Here is a 16,429-nt window from a genome sequence, read left to right as displayed (position 1 = left end):
TTGATAATCATATGGAGCAAAGGCAAAAACCTGTTGTGAGTGCTGGCTTTACATATTCACCGCTGGAAGAAACGCTGGATATTCCTCAAAAAAATTCCCGTTTATTTATTGGCATACCAAAAGAAAACTCCTTCCAGGAAAACCGTATTGCATTAACACCGGATGCGGTAAGTATCCTGGCTAATAATGGTCACCATATCGTGGTTGAACATAAAGCAGGCGACGGTTCCCATTTCTATGATACCGATTACTCAGAAGCAGGCGCTGAAATCCTATATGACAAAAAAGAGGTCTTCAAGGCAGAGATTATCGTAAAATCCGCCCCTCTCAATGATGAGGAAATAGAGCTGCTGCGTCCCCACCAGATCGTTATTTCTCCTATTCATCTTGCCGCACTCAAAATTGAGCAGGTACAGAAGATGATGGAAAAAAGGATTACCCTGCTTTCTTTCGAGAACCTGAAAGACGATGCGGGTACTTATCCGATTGTGAGAGCGATGAGTGAAATTGCCGGAGGCGCTGTCATGCTGCTGGCAGGTCAGTATCTCAGTAACAGCAATAAGGGAAAGGGTATTTTACTGGGTGGCGTAACGGGCATCCCTCCTACCAAGGTGGTGATTATCGGAGCAGGTATCGTAGGTGAATTTGCTGCCAGAACAGCGATGGCCCTCGGTGCATCCGTAAAGGTATTCGACAATAATATCTACAAGCTGAAACGCCTCCAAAATAACATCGGCGTACGTATATTCACTTCTGTGATGCAACCGAAAGTGCTGGCAGAACAACTTCGTAATGCGGATGTAGCTGTAGGCGCACTCTCTTCGCAGAATGGCCGTACACCTATTGTCGTAACAGAAGCAATGGTCAGCAATATGAAGGCCGGCTCTGTAATCGTTGACGTCAGTATAGACCGTGGTGGTTGTTTCGAAACCTCTGAGATCACCAGCCACGAAAATCCTGTATTTAAGAAATACGACGTCGTGCACTACTGCGTACCTAACATCCCATCCGGATTTGCCCGTACAGCATCAGAAGCGATCAGCAATGTGCTGATGCCCCTGCTGCTGGAGGCTGCAGATGATGGTGGCTTTGAAAACCTGGTATGGATCAAACGCGGTGTACGTAATGGTATCTATCTGTACAAAGGCGCGTTGACCAACTATCATCTCAGCGAAAAATTCAAACTAAAGTATACAGATCTGGAACTGCTGCTGGCAGTAAAGGGTTAAAAACTCAATTTCGCCAGTACTTGTAAACTGTTGAAGGCAGTCTTTCCTCCTACATAAGGAGAAAAGCCGTTACCACTATTGTAGCGGACCTCAACACCCAGTCTATATATTATAACACCAATACCACCCACAAGGGACTGCTCGTATTTGCGGGCACCGGCAATATTAACCTGCCATTCGTCAGGTCTGGATGCGTAGGCAAAGTCATTCTGCGCAATTTTTATGGCCATTCCATTTCCGAGTCCCGCATTAATATACGGTTTGATACCTGTTTTGGTAGGATAAGTATATCTGACCAATGTATTCAGTTGCAGATAACGAAAATCAAATCTGCTGAAATCTCCTTTTTTAGTAACTGAACTGGTCCTGGACTGCTTATATATCACTTCTATATCAGCGGAAAAGTTACGCGCAACTCTTCCAAAAGGAACATTCAGCCAGATACCACCTACAGGACTGCTGTTCGATTTTGCAGGACCATCCAGTCTGAAAGCATCCCCTCTGAAATCGTAGGAGTTAAAAGATATCCCAGCCATTAAACCAAAAGATACAGGGTATTTGATCTTATTCTTCACCTCCGCCGTCGTTACTGTAGACGGATCTTTTGCGCTGTTATATGCGACAAACAGCTTAACCAGGTTCTTTTCGTGATAAGTTACATTTTCTGCTTTATGTGCTATCGCGGGGTTATCTGCAAATAAGGTGGCTAACTGTTTCTGGTAGCGGTTATCAGTATACATCCCCTCCATATTTGAACGCCTCACGAATGCCGATACTTTTTCCAGTTCCTGAACAGGCGTGTTTTTCCCATCGACAATATAGTGCACTCTTGCATGCACGTCAGCGTATTCGTAGAGATTATAAGTACCGCCTACCAGTTTTCTCAGAAACACGATCGTATCCTGTATAGTACGTTCCCATGCTTCCTTATCGCTGGAATAGTCTTCCTTTGTAACATCTATACTTACTTTACGTACAACATATTCAATGTCCGGCTCTCCGATCCTGAAGCCGTTGATATTTCCGGGGCCAAAATGCTGTTCAGTAGCATCAGATAAACTCTGTTTAAAGGTAATTTCCTTTGGTGGCATAAACCAGTCACGGAAGTCAACAAATCCCTTCAGGGAGTCATTCTGCGAAGTAATGATAGTGGCCGGGACATAATTCCGCTGGGCAACAGCAACACATGCTAATGCCATACAGCACAGATACAGGGTAATAATTCTCATAAAAATAAATAAAGAAACAAAAAGCCCCGTCAGGTGCAGACGGGGCCTCATATGGAAAGTTAAGATTACACAGATAATTTATATCCCAGGCCAATAGCCACAAGGATAGCAATACCTACCACGATACGGTAGTAGCCCCATACTCTGAAGCCATATTTTTGCAGCGCAGTGATAAAAAATTTGATCGCTATCATGGCTACAACAAATGCTACAACATTGCCGATCAGTAGAATTTTCAGATTGTCGGTATTGGACATCAGCAATTCACGTCCTTTCAGCAATTTGTAACCGGTGGCAGCCGCCATGGTTGGTACAGCGAGAAAGAAGGAAAATTCAGCTGCCACGTTGCGGGTCAGCTTTTGCTGCATACCTCCTATGATGGTAGCCGCGCTGCGGCTTACACCTGGTATCATGGCTACACATTGCCAGAAACCAATACGCAAGGCCTTAAACAGACTGATATCTTCATCCTTTTCGATCTTTTTGGTAGCTGGGCTGGTAAACCAGTTGTCCACAAACAGCAGTATGACACCGCCTACGAGTAATGTAATACCAACAACCAGCGGACTTTCCAGCAGGGCGTCAATTTTATCGGCAAACAGATAACCTACGATCAATGCAGGCAATACTGCCACTACCAGTTTGATATAAAAGTTCACCCGGTTCTTATCAAATACCAGGAATTTCTTCCAGTAAAGTACCACTACCGCCAGGATAGCGCCTAACTGGATACAGACTTCGAACAGCTTGGTAAATTCGTCTTTGTTGAGCTTTAACAATGCACTGGTGATTACCATATGTCCTGTAGATGATACAGGTAAAAATTCGGTTAATCCTTCCACAATTGCAATAATGATGGCCTGCCAGAGTTCCATGACAATTAACGGGTTTTAATTTCTGAGGTTGCTTGTTTATCCAAAAAAAAGGCGATGAACTGGTCATCGCCATATGAAAATCATATCTTTTTACTGCTTATTTAGGTCTGCGCATGATCGCGTAGATCTCTACCACCAGTCCCAGTAAAATTACGATAGGAGCCAGTGTGATACGGCGGAAGCTGTATACTTCTTCAGGTTTGAAGGTATTAGGATCATCGCTGTTGCCACCCATCATTAACAGGAAGCCTACTACTACCACTGCCAGGCCGGCGATCATGATCTTGTAGTTTTCTTTTGGAAAAACAGCACGGACGTCTACGCCTGTTTTCTCGACATTGATTGTCTTAGTTGCTTTACTCATATCTGTAGTATGGTGTAATTATCAGTTTAATAAAGGTCATCCAGCTTCAGACGCAGGTATTTCATTACCGAACGGTGTGTACTCACCAGGGAGATAAAGATCCCTATAATGATCATCCCGATAAAAAGCACGGCCATCATGAAATAGTCCCTCATACCTGCCAGTTCCGGCAGCAGCTGGTCTGCAAAATAAACAATACCGATCAGTCCAGCGATTGCCATCAGGGCACTGATAGCGCCATTGATGATACTGCGGATATCGAATGGTTTGGCAATGAACCAGCGGGTCGCTCCTACCATCTGCATGGTTTTGATCAGGAAACGGTTGCTGAACATCGCCAGACGTATTGTATTGTCAATCAGTACGATCACTACCAGTGCCAGCAGCACGCAAATGCCGAGGATCACCAGTCCGATCTTACGAACGTTTTCATTCAGTTTGCTTACCAGCCCGCGCTGATAAGAGATTTCTCTTACAATGCTCTGTTGTGACAGATTGGCCTCAATGATACGAAGGCTGTCAGGGTTCACGTATGGCGCATTACCTTTGATATTGATACTTGCGTACAAAGGGTTATATTGTAAGAGGGTGATGAAATCCTCACCGAATTCTTTCTTGAAACGGTCGGCAGCCATCTCCTTGGAAACGTATTCAATAGACTTCACGTAAGGACGGGAAGCAATAGAATCACGCAGTGCAATGGCCTGGTCCTCTTTCACGTTATCCCTTAGAATCACCTGTATCTCAATACTTTCCTTAAAGAATTCACTCAGTTTATTGGCATGAATAACGATCAGTCCCAATGTTCCCAACAGGAAAAGGACAAGAGCTACCCCAATAATAGAGTACAGATAGGAAGGTTTGGATTTTTTTGATGATGATTTACCGGGTTGCTGCGCCATTAATCTGCCGTTTATTGGCGAAAATAACAAAAATTAGGAGTTATGTTTACTTTTGTCATCCTTTAACGTTATTTTAAGCTGATACATGAGCAGCTTGAATAGACTCATGGACAGAACAGACAGATTATTATTTAATTATATGGAATACAATTTCAGGGCGATTGAGAAAAAGTGGCAGGCACGCTGGGTAGAAACGAAAGCCTATCAGGTCAGCAACAATAGCCCCAAACCCAAATGTTACGTACTGGACATGTTCCCCTACCCTTCGGGAGCGGGACTCCATGTGGGACACCCACTTGGATATATTTCATCGGATATATATGCGCGTTATAAAAGACTAAAAGGCTTTAACGTGCTCCACCCAATGGGTTGGGACGCCTTTGGTCTGCCGGCAGAGCAATATGCACTGGAAACCGGTCAGCATCCGGCAGTGACCACTGCCAATAACCTGGCTTCCTTCCGCAGGCAGCTGGACAACATCGGATTCTCCTTCGACTGGGAACGCGAGGTAAAAACCAGCGACCCGGGTTATTATAAATGGACACAGTGGATCTTCCTGCAACTGTTTGACAGCTGGTTCAACCGCTCTTTGCAGAAAGCAGAAAGGATCTCCACACTGATCAGCATCTTCGAACAGTCTGGTAATGCGGCCCACGAATGTCCCGGTGACCGTTATATCAAATTCACTGCTGAGGAATGGAAACAGTTCTCCGAAGTACGTCAGCGTGAAATACTCATGCACTACCGCCTGGCTTACCTCGCCTTCGCAGAAGTAAACTGGTGCGCAGCATTGGGTACTGTACTGGCGAACGATGAGGTGATCAACGGTGTCAGCGAGCGTGGCGGATTCCCTGTTGTCAAAAAGAAAATGAGACAGTGGTTCCTGCGTATCACCGAATATGCAAACCGCCTCCTGGAAGGACTGGATACCGTATCCTTCAGCGACGCGATGAAGGAAATGCAGCGTAACTGGATCGGTAAGAGCCAGGGTGCTGAGATCACCTTCCAGATAGATGGTATGGAAAATGCCGGTGTGACCGTATATACCACACGTCCTGATACCATCTTTGGTGTGGACTTTATGGTACTGGCACCTGAGCATGACCTCGTATCCCTCATTACAACTGCTGATAAAAAAGAAGATGTAGAGAAATACCTGGACTATGTACAGAGCCGCTCCGAAAGAGAGCGTATGGCTGAGGTAAAACAGATCACTGGTTGCTTCACCGGCGCCTATGTGCTCAATCCATTCAACGGACAGCGCATCCCTGTGTGGATCTCTGAATACGTACTGGCAGGCTACGGTACCGGTGCTATCATGGCCGTACCTTGTGGCGACCAGCGCGACTTCAACTTCGCCAAACACTTCGATATCCACATTACCAATATCATTGGCGACGCCTTCAACGGTGAAGACGCCAATGCGACCAAAGATGCGACCCTGCAAAACAGTGATTTCCTGGATGGGATGAACATGCGGGACGCCATGGATGTCGTGATCGATAAAATAGAAGCACTGGGTATAGGTAAACGCCAGATCAACTACAAGATGAGAGATTCCGGCTTCAGCCGCCAGCGTTACTGGGGTGAGCCATTCCCTATCGTGTTTAAAGAAGGTACGCCTTACGCGCTGGATGAAAAAGAATTACCGCTTACCCTGCCGCACGTAGAAAACTACAAACCAGGCGAAGAAGGTGAAGGTCCGCTGGCCAATATCACTGACTGGGTAAACGTAGATGCAGGCACAAAGAGAGAAACCAACACCATGCCTGGCTATGCAGGTAGCAGCTGGTACTTCCTGCGTTATGCAGATCCAAAAAATACTGAAGTATTTGCTGACCGCGCAGCTACTGACTACTGGAACCAGGTAGATGTATATGTTGGTGGTACAGAGCACGCCGTTGGTCACCTGCTGTACTCCCGTATGTGGACCAAAGCCCTGTATGACCTCGGTTATATCGGCTTCCAGGAGCCTTATAAAAAGCTGATCAACCAGGGTATGATCGGTGGTAGTTCCCGCATGGTATATCGTGTGCGTGGTACAAATACCTATGTTTCTCATGGTCTGAAAGATCAGTACGAAACAGACGAACTGCATACTGACGTAAATATCGTAGACGGTCTGGAACTGGATATTGAGGCATTCAAAAACTGGCGTCCAGCCAATAAAGACGCGGAATTCATTCTGGAAGACGGTAAATATATCTGTGGTGTAGTCCTTGAAAAAATGAGTAAAGGGAAGTACAACACAGTAAACCCAGACGACGTAGTAGAGAAATTTGGTGCAGATACCTTCCGTATGTACGAAATGTTCCTTGGTCCGGTAGAACAATCCAAACCATGGGATACCAAAGGTATCGAAGGTGTACACCGCTTCCTGAAGAAACTGTGGCGTCTCTTCGCTGACGAGCAGAAAGGCATTATCGTCAACAACGATGCGGCTACTCCGGAAGAACTGAAGGTCCTGCATAAGACCATTCAGAAGATCGATGCAGATACCGAGAACTTCTCTTACAATACAGCTGTCAGCCAGTTCATGATCTGTGTGAATGAGCTGAGCAGCCTGAAATGTAATAAACGTAGTGTGCTGGAAGCTGTGCTGGTATTACTGGCGCCTTATGCACCGCACATCGCAGAGGAACTGTGGCACCAGCTGGGTAATACTACCAGCATCCTGGATGCACCATATCCGGTATTTGATGAGAAATACACGAAAGAAAGCGCATTTACCTATCCGATAGCTGTTAACGGTAAAACACGTACCGAACTGAGCTTCCCGCTGGATGCTGACAATGCTGCTATCGAGAAAGAAGTACTGGAAAACGAAGCTGTCCAGAAATGGATTGATGGTAAACCAGTTAAGAAGATCGTGATCGTAAAAGGTAGGATGATCAACCTGGTTGTCTAATGCTGTCTGAAATATAAAAAAGGAGCGCTCCATCAAAAGATGGAGCGCTCCTTTTTTATGCCTGTTAGCTGATATCGGTTTGTCTATACTTTGACTATAGTTACGCTCCGTTAATGCGCCGTTTCTATCGCAGCACGAGCGTAGGATAACTATACTCAGGGTATCGGATGACCCTTTATTTACTGGGAATTTACGTATTTTTCCCGTCTCAATCATTTTGAATGTTAGACCAGATATTAGTGCGTTATCAACCTTTTCAGCCCGTAGTATTGCTCGATCCGGAAACCGACAGATTACTGCTGATGGACTTCACCGACCGGAATACATCCATTACACCTGAAATACTTGATAATACAGAGCGGTTCACCGCTTATGTCGATCAGCTGCTGGAAGACCATGACTGTACCTTTGGTATTGGCGGTTATGCGGAACACCGCACGATCTATGCCCGCAGCGCGCATTTCTCTACAGGGGAAGAACCCCGCCGCCTGCACCTGGGGATCGATATCTGGGGACCAGCCGGCACCTATGTCTTCGCCCCCACGGATGGCACTGTACACAGCTTCCGTTTCAACGATGTACACGGTGATTATGGTGCAACCATCATCCTGCAGCATCAGCTGGAAGGACATACCTTCCACACGCTATATGGTCACCTTTCACTCAAAGACCTGGAAGGGCTGCATGAAGGGATGAGAGTGGCCGCCGGACAACTGATCGCTCACTTCGGAGAGATCCCTGAAAACGGTCACTGGCCTCCTCACCTGCATTTCCAGATCATCACTGATATGCAGGGGAATCAGGGGGATTATCCCGGTGTGTGCCGCTACAGTGAAAGAGAAAAATATCTCGCTAACTGTCCCAATCCTGACCTGATCCTCCAACTCATGCCATAGGCACTATCTGCGGTTGCCGACAGTCGCTTTGTCAATACGGCTGGGAGTATCCTTACCGTCTACGATAGAGGTCGCACTGGTAGCAATCGCCTGGATAATGCTGGTAATATTGTCCAGGTCCATGCTTTCCATTTCATCGTTTACGCTATGATAGAGCGTGTCTTTATCGATCTGTGTAGTGGAAATAGTATGTGCAGGAACGCCCAGTCTTGCCAGGGTGGCATTATCTGAACGATAAAACAACTGTTGTTCCGGATATGGATCCGGGTGGAAACGGAATTTGGAGGAAGCCAGATTCTTAGCCAGAATCTCACCAAAACTGGAGCGCTCATATCCGGTGATAAAAGCACTGTTTTTGCCGAATTTAGACTCCTTACCGATCATTTCGATGTTGAACATCGCTACCACTGTTTCAGGATCCAGTTGACGGGAAAAATAGCGGGAACCGTATCCTCCGATCTCTTCTCCTGTAAACGCTACAAACAGAATGCTACGTACCGGCGGATGTGCCTTGAAATATTTAGCCAGTAACAATACCGCGGTTACACCACTTGCATCATCATCTGCACCATTTGCAATGCTGTCCTGTTCCACCGGCGGCAGGATACCTATATGGTCATAGTGACCAGAGAAGATCACATATTCATCTGGTTTGCCACTTCCCTGGATCATCCCTGCGATATTGCAGAGTGGTAAACGGGTTACTTCCTGTTTAGCTTCCAGTGACCAGCTGTCAATGTCTCCATCACCTGCATTCTTCAGTATAAACGCTACTGTCACGGCACTGTCCATTTTAGGGGCGCCATGTTCCTGTAACCCTTTGTAGTACAGTCCGAATTTCTCACTGTGCGCATTATCAACCCATACGAGCGTCGGTTGTGTACTGCTACGTCTCAGTTCTCTTACTTTGCTGTCAAAATTATCCGCAGCGCCAATCGTTGCCACTTCCAGTTTTGTATCCTGCGTCCATTTGATACTGGTTTCCACACCGGCAATAAAAGCACGGCTGCTGGATACCGGTTGTCCGTTCAGGATCAGGTCCTGGCGTACAGGTTTGGTATCATACTGGAAAAAGGACTGTCTGAAGTCATTATCTCCTTTCAACGGTTGTAATCCGGCGTCAGCGAACTCTTTTTCCAGGAATACAGCGGCTTTCTCCGCACCTGGCTTAAATGTTTCGCGGCCTTGCATATCGTCAGCCGCCAAAGTTGACAGGATACGTTTCACCTCCGATTTCTTTATTTGCTGTCCCTGTGCAAACAGGGCGGCCAGGCATAGTGCAGGTAATGTTATAAAGTGTTTTCTCATGTTGTGACCTTTCCGGGTTACGGTTGATTTTGGGTTCAATATATACAATATAGCAAACAAAGCGGTACCGGGAGTATGGGGACAGCTAATATTTTTGGTAACTTTCACCCCGATATGTCTAATCCGATAAGACCAGATGAACACCGCCAGAGTGCGGCAGAAAAGGAATTTGAGAATAGTATCCGGCCCCGGGAGATCGTAGATTTCTCCGGGCAGGACCAGATCATCGAGAACCTGAAAATATTTATCAAGGCAGCCAAGATGAGAGGAGAAGCGCTGGATCATATCCTGTTCCACGGACCTCCCGGCCTGGGTAAAACAACCCTGTCCCGCATTGTGGCCAATGAGATGGGTGTGAACATCAAAGAGACCTCCGGACCTGTTATAGAAAAACCCGGCGATCTCGCAGGACTGCTCACTAACCTGGAAGATAAAGACGTGCTCTTCATCGATGAAATACACCGGCTCAGTACTGTGGTGGAAGAATACCTCTATTCCGCCATGGAAGACTACCGTATTGACATCATGATCGATACAGGACCCAGTGCCCGTTCCATACAGATCACCCTGCATCCGTTCACACTGATCGGCGCCACTACGCGTTCGGGTTTGCTGACGGCTCCTCTCCTGTCCCGTTTTGGGATCAAATCAAGACTGGAATATTATAGTGCAGCCACCCTCCAGAAGATCATCTGGAGAGCTGCTGATATACTACATACAAAGATCACTTCGGAGGCTGCACTTGAAATAGCCCGCCGTTCCCGTGGTACCCCACGTATTGCAAACGGCCTGCTCAGACGTGTACGTGACTTTGCACAGGTAGTGGGTAATGGCACCATCGATCTGGAAATTGCGCAATTCAGTCTGAAAGCCCTGAATGTAGATGAATACGGACTGGACGAAATGGACAACCGTATTCTGCAGGTTATCATCGAAAACTTTAAAGGTGGCCCTGTGGGTATTACAACCATCGCCACAGCGGTAGGTGAAGAAGCAGGTACGCTGGAAGAAGTGTACGAACCGTTCCTTATACAGGAAGGTTTTATCAAACGTACACCAAGAGGCAGGGAAGTAACAGAGAAAGCTTACATACATCTTGGTAAGGCGCCGAGAGGCGGAAGCGGACCAGGCTTATTATTCTGATCACATGATCTGCAAAAGGGTATAAAAAACTTAAGGGAGCAAAAGCTCCCTTACTTGTTTCCTCCATATAACACTCTATATCCATGTTAGGACCGCGTCTGGCGCAATAATTCTCCCCTTCCTGATTCTTTGATTTAGTCTGCGATTCAAATACGCCAGAACGCTATCCCTCCTCCAACAGAGTAAGTGTAGGTTGTACAGCTATAATTTTTACATCACGTAGAACTTATGATCAACATTTTGCGTCGTTTCCGGCAAATGATGATCGTTTAGCAATTGCTTAAGATCACGTTCAATGTTTCTCGAAATTGTTGTCATCGGCGTATCCGTTGGTTTGTTGTCAAACGGATCCTGCAGATGAATGGCCATCTTTTCTATCAGCAGGAAAGATGCCGCGATGGCTACTACCAATGGTACTTCAATCAGACCGAAATACTCTATCAGTGCGAACGGTAACAGCAGTATGAAAAAGTTCATTGCAAAATGAATATACAAGCTGTACGTAGCCGGGAACACGGTGTTTTTAATACGCTCACATTTACCCATTGCATCACACAGACGGCTTAATGTCTGGTCGAGCGTTACCTGCTGGAATTCATTGACCCAGCCTTTTTTCAGGGCATAGTTCAGATCCCTTGCATGCAGATCGAGCAATGCCATTGGAATGTTCGCAAATCTTGATACGTAGGCGACCTCTCTTTTAGAGATATGTTTTTCCAGACCTTCTTTTCCATCCAGTCCTCTCAGTGACTGACTAAGCGCATAACACCATGCTATCTGTCTGCGTACCATTCTTTCCCGGAAATGATTGATTTCCTCGGATTCATAGGCAGAGTCGTCAATAAAGGACAGCACCTGTCGGGTAAAAGATCTTGAATCATTTACTATCGCACCCCATATTGTTCTTGCTTCCCACCAGCGGTCATACGCCTGGTTGGAACGGAAGGCGAGCAACAGAGATATTACAGTACCCATGATCATCGGCACAGACAATGGAATTGCCATGTGCTTCAGGTTAAACCTGTCATGCAGTATTACTATGATTAACGTATATACCGCTACAAGCAGAACCTCGTATTTGATTTTCCCGAAAACGTATTGTAACGGGATATTTTTCTTCAATAACATCGGTAACGGTTTTAAATGGTCTATGCTTCAAATAGCTCAGACATTGCAGATACCAGGAACTTCTCTTTTCTTGGCGCCAGTGGTACCTGATGTACAGGATATTTGCTTTTCCGGATCAGCTCAGCAGGATTGTAACTATTAGGACCTGCTTTGCGGAATTCTTCTTTTGCGGCACATGCGATCACATCTATGTTGTGATACAGCAGGAAATTTCTGAATATTCCTTTGCCATTACCTATCAGGAACTCTGTTTTCATGGATTGAATAACAGAGGCATATTTGTTTTTTATGATCTCACATGCATCTTTATAATCTGCCGTGATCAGATCCTGGTGAGATGATCTTCTGGAGAGCATCATCAGATCCATGATCGATGTAGGCATTTCTATTGCGTGCATCAGAACTATGTTTAACGGTTCACCTCCAAAGCGCTCAACCACACCGTGTACTACGCGCAGAGACCTGATAGAAAAATCCGTTGGAATCAATACGTGCTTCATTGGTAATTATTTTAACACAAAGCTACCAGCACGAGGTTAGCAACAGGTAAGTAACAGATAAAAGCTGTTTAAAAAAGCGGTAAAAATGTTGTAAGAAAAACGGCGTTAGGTAAGAAAGCCATCAAAAAGTGGTAAGAAAACGGTAAGAATCACCTGGAAGGAATATACGTAGGAATGGTAATGCGGATCTCCGTTCCCTGGTTCTGGTGGCTGTTTACAATGATATTTCCACCATGGAGACGCACGATATTCCGCGCCAGCGGTAAACCAATTCCATACCCTTTATAACCGCTGGTGTTAGAAGCGCGGAAGAAAGGATCATATATAAAGGGCAGGTCCTGGGTAGGGATACCGATACCATTATCTTTAATAATAATGATATTGTCGTGATCGGTAGCAGCCAGGGCTATAGATGCGGGGCGGTTATCTGAGTATTTGCAGGCATTCTGCACAATATTGCTCAATGCCAGCTGTAAGAGCTGGGGATCACCAAGTATAACCAGTTTATCTTCTTCTTCCGGTAGCATGGAATAGTCTATTTCTACCTGGTTATCAGGATTGATACGGTCAATTGTCTCTTTTACGGTGAATATGAGCTCATCCGTACGGATATGCTCCAGTCGCTGTTTTTTATCGGTAAATCCGGTCTGGGCGAGACTTAACAGACTCTTTGTGATATGTTCCAGTCTTTCTGCTTCTTTCAGGATAACAGAGATGGACTGCTGATATTGTAGTTCGGAGCGTTGTTTATTGAGCGCCAGTTCTGCTTCTCCGATGATAGCGGTAAGGGGTGTACCCAGTTCATGGGAGGCATTACTGACAAAGTTATTCTGGGTTTCAAAAGCTGTTTCCAGACGGTCCAGCATATTATTGAAGGTCATGGCCAGTTCACTCATTTCATCATCACTATCCGGTGTATCGAGGCGCAGGTGCAGGTTATGTGCCCTGATATCCTTTACACGGGAGGTGATCAGTCTGACTGGTTGCAGGATGTAACGGGAGAAGAACAAACCTGTTGTTACGATCACGATGGCAGCGATGATCAGGCAGATGAGCAGCGTTCTCCTCAGTTCGGTCATAAACTCCTGCCCATATACGTTGCTGGCGGAAACAATAACGATATAACGGCCGGATTCATTCTCAAACAATACCCCCTGAAAGAAAGTATCCCTGAAGCGGTAGGTAGCTTTACCCGAGGCTTTTACCTTGTCATAGAAGGTGTTGCGCAGGGGCGACAGTTCCGGATAATGTGGCGGTTTACCGGTTGTATCCAGCCGGATGAAGTATTCCCTTTCATGCGGCAGGCGTTCCAGGTGTTCATTCCTGATCTCTGCATAGGCCGCACTGTTTCCCTCATCCTGTGTGAGTCTGGCCCTGGCGGCGATATACGCCCTGATTTCAAGGCGTTTGTAGAAGTCGTCGAAGGACTGTCTGTTAATAAGAAAATAGGCAAATGCGACCATCATGAGTATGATAGAAACAGTCAGACCGGTGAAAAGGCCCATGATCTTATTACGTATCGTCATTCTTCTTCTTTAAGCATATAACCCATGCCGACCACTGTCTGTATCAGTGCCGGCTGGTCTTTACGGTTTACTTTTTTACGCAGGTAATTGACATATACGTCCACTACTTTGGTATTCATGTTGAAGTCAACGCCCCAGACGTTCTCCAGTATTTCCATCCTGGACAGTACTCTTTTGGGGTTGCGCATCATATATTCCAGCAGCCGGTATTCGGTGGCGGTCAGCACAATGGTCTGTCCATATCTGCTGGCGCTTTTGGTATTGAGGTCGAGTTCCAGATCGGCTACTTTAAGCACGTTACCGTTGGTCTGCGTTACAGCCGGAATGGCAGCAGCCGTATCATTGTTACGACGCAACAGGGAGCGGATACGGGCGAGTAATTCTGCCTGTTTGAACGGTTTTACCAGATAGTCATCTGCGCCACTGTCAAGACCTGTGACTACATTTTCTGTAGATCCCAATGCAGTCAGCATCAGGATAGGTGTGCTCAGTTGCTGTTGCCGCAACGCCTTACACACGGCAATACCGTTCATACCCGGCAGCATGACATCAAGGATGATCAGCTGAAAATTATTTTCGGTGGCCATCTGCAGTCCCGACACGCCATCCAGTGCAACACTGACGTCATAGCCGGCTTCTGCAAGATAGCGTCGTATAAATGAGACGACCGACGGTTCATCTTCTATTAGTAAAAGTTTCATTACATCTCTGATATGCTTTGCTACAAACAAAAAACTCCCGGCGTGGAGTTATAAAACCTCGTTCGCCGGGAGCTTTCCCATTATACTATCGTAATATGATCAGTCCTTTACTACCAGGCGGAAACCATTACCGTGGATATTAACGATCTCGATATCCGGGTCTTCCTTCAGGTATTTACGCAGTTTCGCGATATAAACGTCCATGCTACGGCCGTTGAAATAAGTATCGCTGCCCCAGATCTTTTTCAGGGCCAGCTCTCTTGGCAGCAGGTCATTTTTATGTTCGCACAGCATACGCAGCAGTTCATTCTCCTTAGGAGATAAAGTGTGTGAGTCGCCGTCTCTGGTGAGTGTACGCAGGCGTGCATTGAATGCATAGCGGCCAATGCGGAACTCGTGCTGTTCTTCTTCTTTGCTGTTCAGTTCCTGGTTACGTTTGAGGATCGCTTTGATCTTGAGCAGTAAAAGTTCACTGTCAAAAGGTTTGGTGATATAATCATCAGCGCCCAGTTTATAGCCATGGATCACATCTTCTTTCATTGTTTTGGCAGACAGGAAGAACAAAGGAATGTCCGGATCAACGTCACGGATCTCTTCTGCCAGTTTAAAACCATCCATATTAGGCATCATGATATCGAGCAGGCAGATATCAAATTTCTCACGTCTGAAGGCTGCCAGCGCGAGTATACCATCACGGCACAGTTCTACGTCGTAGTCATTCAGTTCGAGATAATTCTTCAGTACCATACCCAGGTTGGTATCATCTTCCGCCAGCAATATTTTTGGTTTACGCTCTTCCATATTCAATAAAGTATTAATGTGCAAACAAATATAGGTATTATTATAGTCCGCAAATGGCAGGCCATTGCATACAGAACGTTAAAATTAGGTAAAAAGAGGATGACAGGCGTCAGGGAGGGGCTTATTTACTGATCAGGGATGTAAAGTTATAGCGGAGGTTTTTGTATTCGACCATATCTACCTTGATACTGCCTACAGAGATGGGGCTATCTACGCGGAGCGGTACTTTATTCCCGTCATCGCTCACCCACACCAGCATTTTCTCACCACCTTCAAACATGGTACCCTGGATAAGCAGGGGAGCAAATTTGATGGCGCGGAACTTACCAAACCTGGTGGAGACGGTTTCCTTACCGATATAACGGATATAGATATTGTATAACTTTTCGTCCAGGTACATATTGAAGTAGATCTTGTCACCTGGTTTATACTTATCGAAGTTGATGTTACGGGCGTAATAGATGGCACTGATCACGTCCTGTGTACACTTAGGGATCTTCAGGGTAGATTCGTTACTGACAGCGGTATTATCAGCATGATTGAAGGTAACGTTCTGGTATATCTTATAACCGCCTTCGTTCACATTTCTGATAAAGCGCAGGGGTTGCAGGGAGGCGGTGTCTACAAAGCTTTCGTATTTATCCCTTACTTTAAAGAACCAGTCATAGGTGCGGAATGTTTTACCATCTCCGGAGATGTGGTATACGTCCTTTCCGTTCAGTTTCTCCAGGTTACAGGTAAATGTAGCTTCTCCGGCTCCTACGAAGAGTTTTCCCAGGTTGTAATACACCTTGAACGTGATAGTTTCGCCTGCCCGGAAGCTGGTATTGGTAAGTCCGCAGAATTCATTCTGATTCTGGGCTGATACAGGGCAAATAGTGGCCAGACAAACGAATAATAGTAGAAGGAACCTCATTTT

General features: G+C 45.9%; 15 protein-coding genes. 4 read left to right on the top strand and 11 right to left on the bottom strand.

Annotation, left to right across the window (positions count from 1 at the left end):
* The first annotated feature begins 11 nt into the window (after nucleotides 1–11).
* Complete coding sequence (locus tag BMZ72_RS19790) at nucleotides 12–1,229, top strand: alanine dehydrogenase (RefSeq protein ID WP_012788933.1); 1,218 nt, start codon at nucleotides 12–14, stop codon at nucleotides 1,227–1,229.
* Here the strand turns inward: BMZ72_RS19790 and BMZ72_RS19785 are convergent.
* The 4 genes from BMZ72_RS19785 to BMZ72_RS19770 form a co-directional block, all read right to left on the bottom strand.
* Nucleotides 1,226–2,428: a hypothetical protein gene (locus BMZ72_RS19785; RefSeq protein ID WP_143087730.1), complete on the bottom strand. Its 1,203-nt coding sequence runs from the start codon at nucleotides 2,426–2,428 to the stop codon at nucleotides 1,226–1,228. The genes BMZ72_RS19790 and BMZ72_RS19785 overlap by 4 nt on opposite strands.
* A 95-nt stretch (nucleotides 2,429–2,523) precedes the next feature.
* Entirely contained in the window at nucleotides 2,524–3,333 is an 810-nt protein-coding gene (locus BMZ72_RS19780) for an undecaprenyl-diphosphate phosphatase (protein WP_089811377.1), read from the bottom strand.
* Nucleotides 3,334–3,430: 97 nt separating this feature from the next.
* Nucleotides 3,431–3,697 (bottom strand): DUF3098 domain-containing protein, encoded by a 267-nt coding sequence (locus BMZ72_RS19775; RefSeq protein ID WP_012788930.1) that lies wholly within the window; start codon nucleotides 3,695–3,697, stop codon nucleotides 3,431–3,433.
* Nucleotides 3,698–3,723: 26 nt separating this feature from the next.
* Nucleotides 3,724–4,599 carry a cell division protein FtsX gene (locus BMZ72_RS19770; RefSeq protein WP_012788929.1) on the bottom strand — a complete coding sequence of 292 codons (876 nt, stop codon included), beginning with the start codon at nucleotides 4,597–4,599 and terminating at the stop codon, nucleotides 3,724–3,726.
* Between the two features lie 139 nt (nucleotides 4,600–4,738).
* Between BMZ72_RS19770 and leuS the strand changes: the two genes are divergently transcribed.
* Together leuS and BMZ72_RS19760 are read left to right on the top strand one after the other, a co-directional pair.
* On the top strand, nucleotides 4,739–7,507 hold the full coding sequence (gene leuS / locus BMZ72_RS19765) for a leucine--tRNA ligase (protein ID WP_089811609.1): 2,769 nt from the start codon (nucleotides 4,739–4,741) through the stop codon (nucleotides 7,505–7,507).
* Between the two features lie 221 nt (nucleotides 7,508–7,728).
* Nucleotides 7,729–8,403, top strand: a complete 675-nt coding sequence (locus BMZ72_RS19760) for a peptidoglycan DD-metalloendopeptidase family protein (RefSeq protein ID WP_089811374.1) — start codon at nucleotides 7,729–7,731, stop codon at nucleotides 8,401–8,403.
* A 3-nt stretch (nucleotides 8,404–8,406) separates the two neighbouring features.
* Here BMZ72_RS19760 and BMZ72_RS19755 read toward each other — a convergent pair whose 3' ends face one another.
* On the bottom strand, nucleotides 8,407–9,711 hold the full coding sequence (locus tag BMZ72_RS19755; protein ID WP_089811372.1) for a M28 family metallopeptidase: 1,305 nt from the start codon (nucleotides 9,709–9,711) through the stop codon (nucleotides 8,407–8,409).
* Nucleotides 9,712–9,825: 114 nt separating this feature from the next.
* Here BMZ72_RS19755 and ruvB point away from each other — a divergent pair, with 114 nt between their 5' ends.
* Nucleotides 9,826–10,854 (top strand): Holliday junction branch migration DNA helicase RuvB, encoded by a 1,029-nt coding sequence (ruvB, locus tag BMZ72_RS19750; protein WP_089811608.1) that lies wholly within the window; start codon nucleotides 9,826–9,828, stop codon nucleotides 10,852–10,854.
* 210 nt (nucleotides 10,855–11,064) lie between these two features.
* Here ruvB and BMZ72_RS19745 read toward each other — a convergent pair whose 3' ends face one another.
* The 6 genes from BMZ72_RS19745 to BMZ72_RS19720 form a co-directional block, all read right to left on the bottom strand.
* On the bottom strand, nucleotides 11,065–11,982 hold the full coding sequence (locus tag BMZ72_RS19745) for a bestrophin family protein (RefSeq protein ID WP_089811370.1): 918 nt from the start codon (nucleotides 11,980–11,982) through the stop codon (nucleotides 11,065–11,067).
* A 20-nt stretch (nucleotides 11,983–12,002) separates the two neighbouring features.
* Nucleotides 12,003–12,482 (bottom strand): hypothetical protein, encoded by a 480-nt coding sequence (locus tag BMZ72_RS19740; RefSeq protein ID WP_089811368.1) that lies wholly within the window; start codon nucleotides 12,480–12,482, stop codon nucleotides 12,003–12,005.
* A 149-nt stretch (nucleotides 12,483–12,631) separates the two neighbouring features.
* Nucleotides 12,632–14,008 (bottom strand): sensor histidine kinase, encoded by a 1,377-nt coding sequence (locus BMZ72_RS19735; RefSeq protein WP_089811366.1) that lies wholly within the window; start codon nucleotides 14,006–14,008, stop codon nucleotides 12,632–12,634.
* Nucleotides 14,005–14,709 carry a response regulator transcription factor gene (locus BMZ72_RS19730; RefSeq protein WP_089811364.1) on the bottom strand — a complete coding sequence of 235 codons (705 nt, stop codon included), beginning with the start codon at nucleotides 14,707–14,709 and terminating at the stop codon, nucleotides 14,005–14,007. Before BMZ72_RS19730 ends, BMZ72_RS19735 begins: the two co-directional genes overlap by 4 nt.
* A gap of 99 nt (nucleotides 14,710–14,808) precedes the next feature.
* Nucleotides 14,809–15,510 carry a response regulator transcription factor gene (locus BMZ72_RS19725; RefSeq protein WP_012788920.1) on the bottom strand — a complete coding sequence of 234 codons (702 nt, stop codon included), beginning with the start codon at nucleotides 15,508–15,510 and terminating at the stop codon, nucleotides 14,809–14,811.
* Nucleotides 15,511–15,631: 121 nt separating this feature from the next.
* The gene (locus tag BMZ72_RS19720) at nucleotides 15,632–16,426 is read right to left on the bottom strand and encodes a DUF3108 domain-containing protein (RefSeq protein WP_089811362.1); all 795 of its coding nucleotides are present in this window, start codon (nucleotides 16,424–16,426) and stop codon (nucleotides 15,632–15,634) included.
* Nucleotides 16,427–16,429: the final 3 nt, after the last annotated feature.

The sequence above is a fragment of the Chitinophaga sp. YR627 genome (genome assembly GCF_900114995.1).
In the GTDB taxonomy this organism is placed as follows: Bacteria; Bacteroidota; Bacteroidia; order Chitinophagales; family Chitinophagaceae; genus Chitinophaga.
The sequence above is the reverse complement of the archived record's forward strand: the minus strand, read 5'-3'. Positions and strand labels throughout refer to the sequence as shown.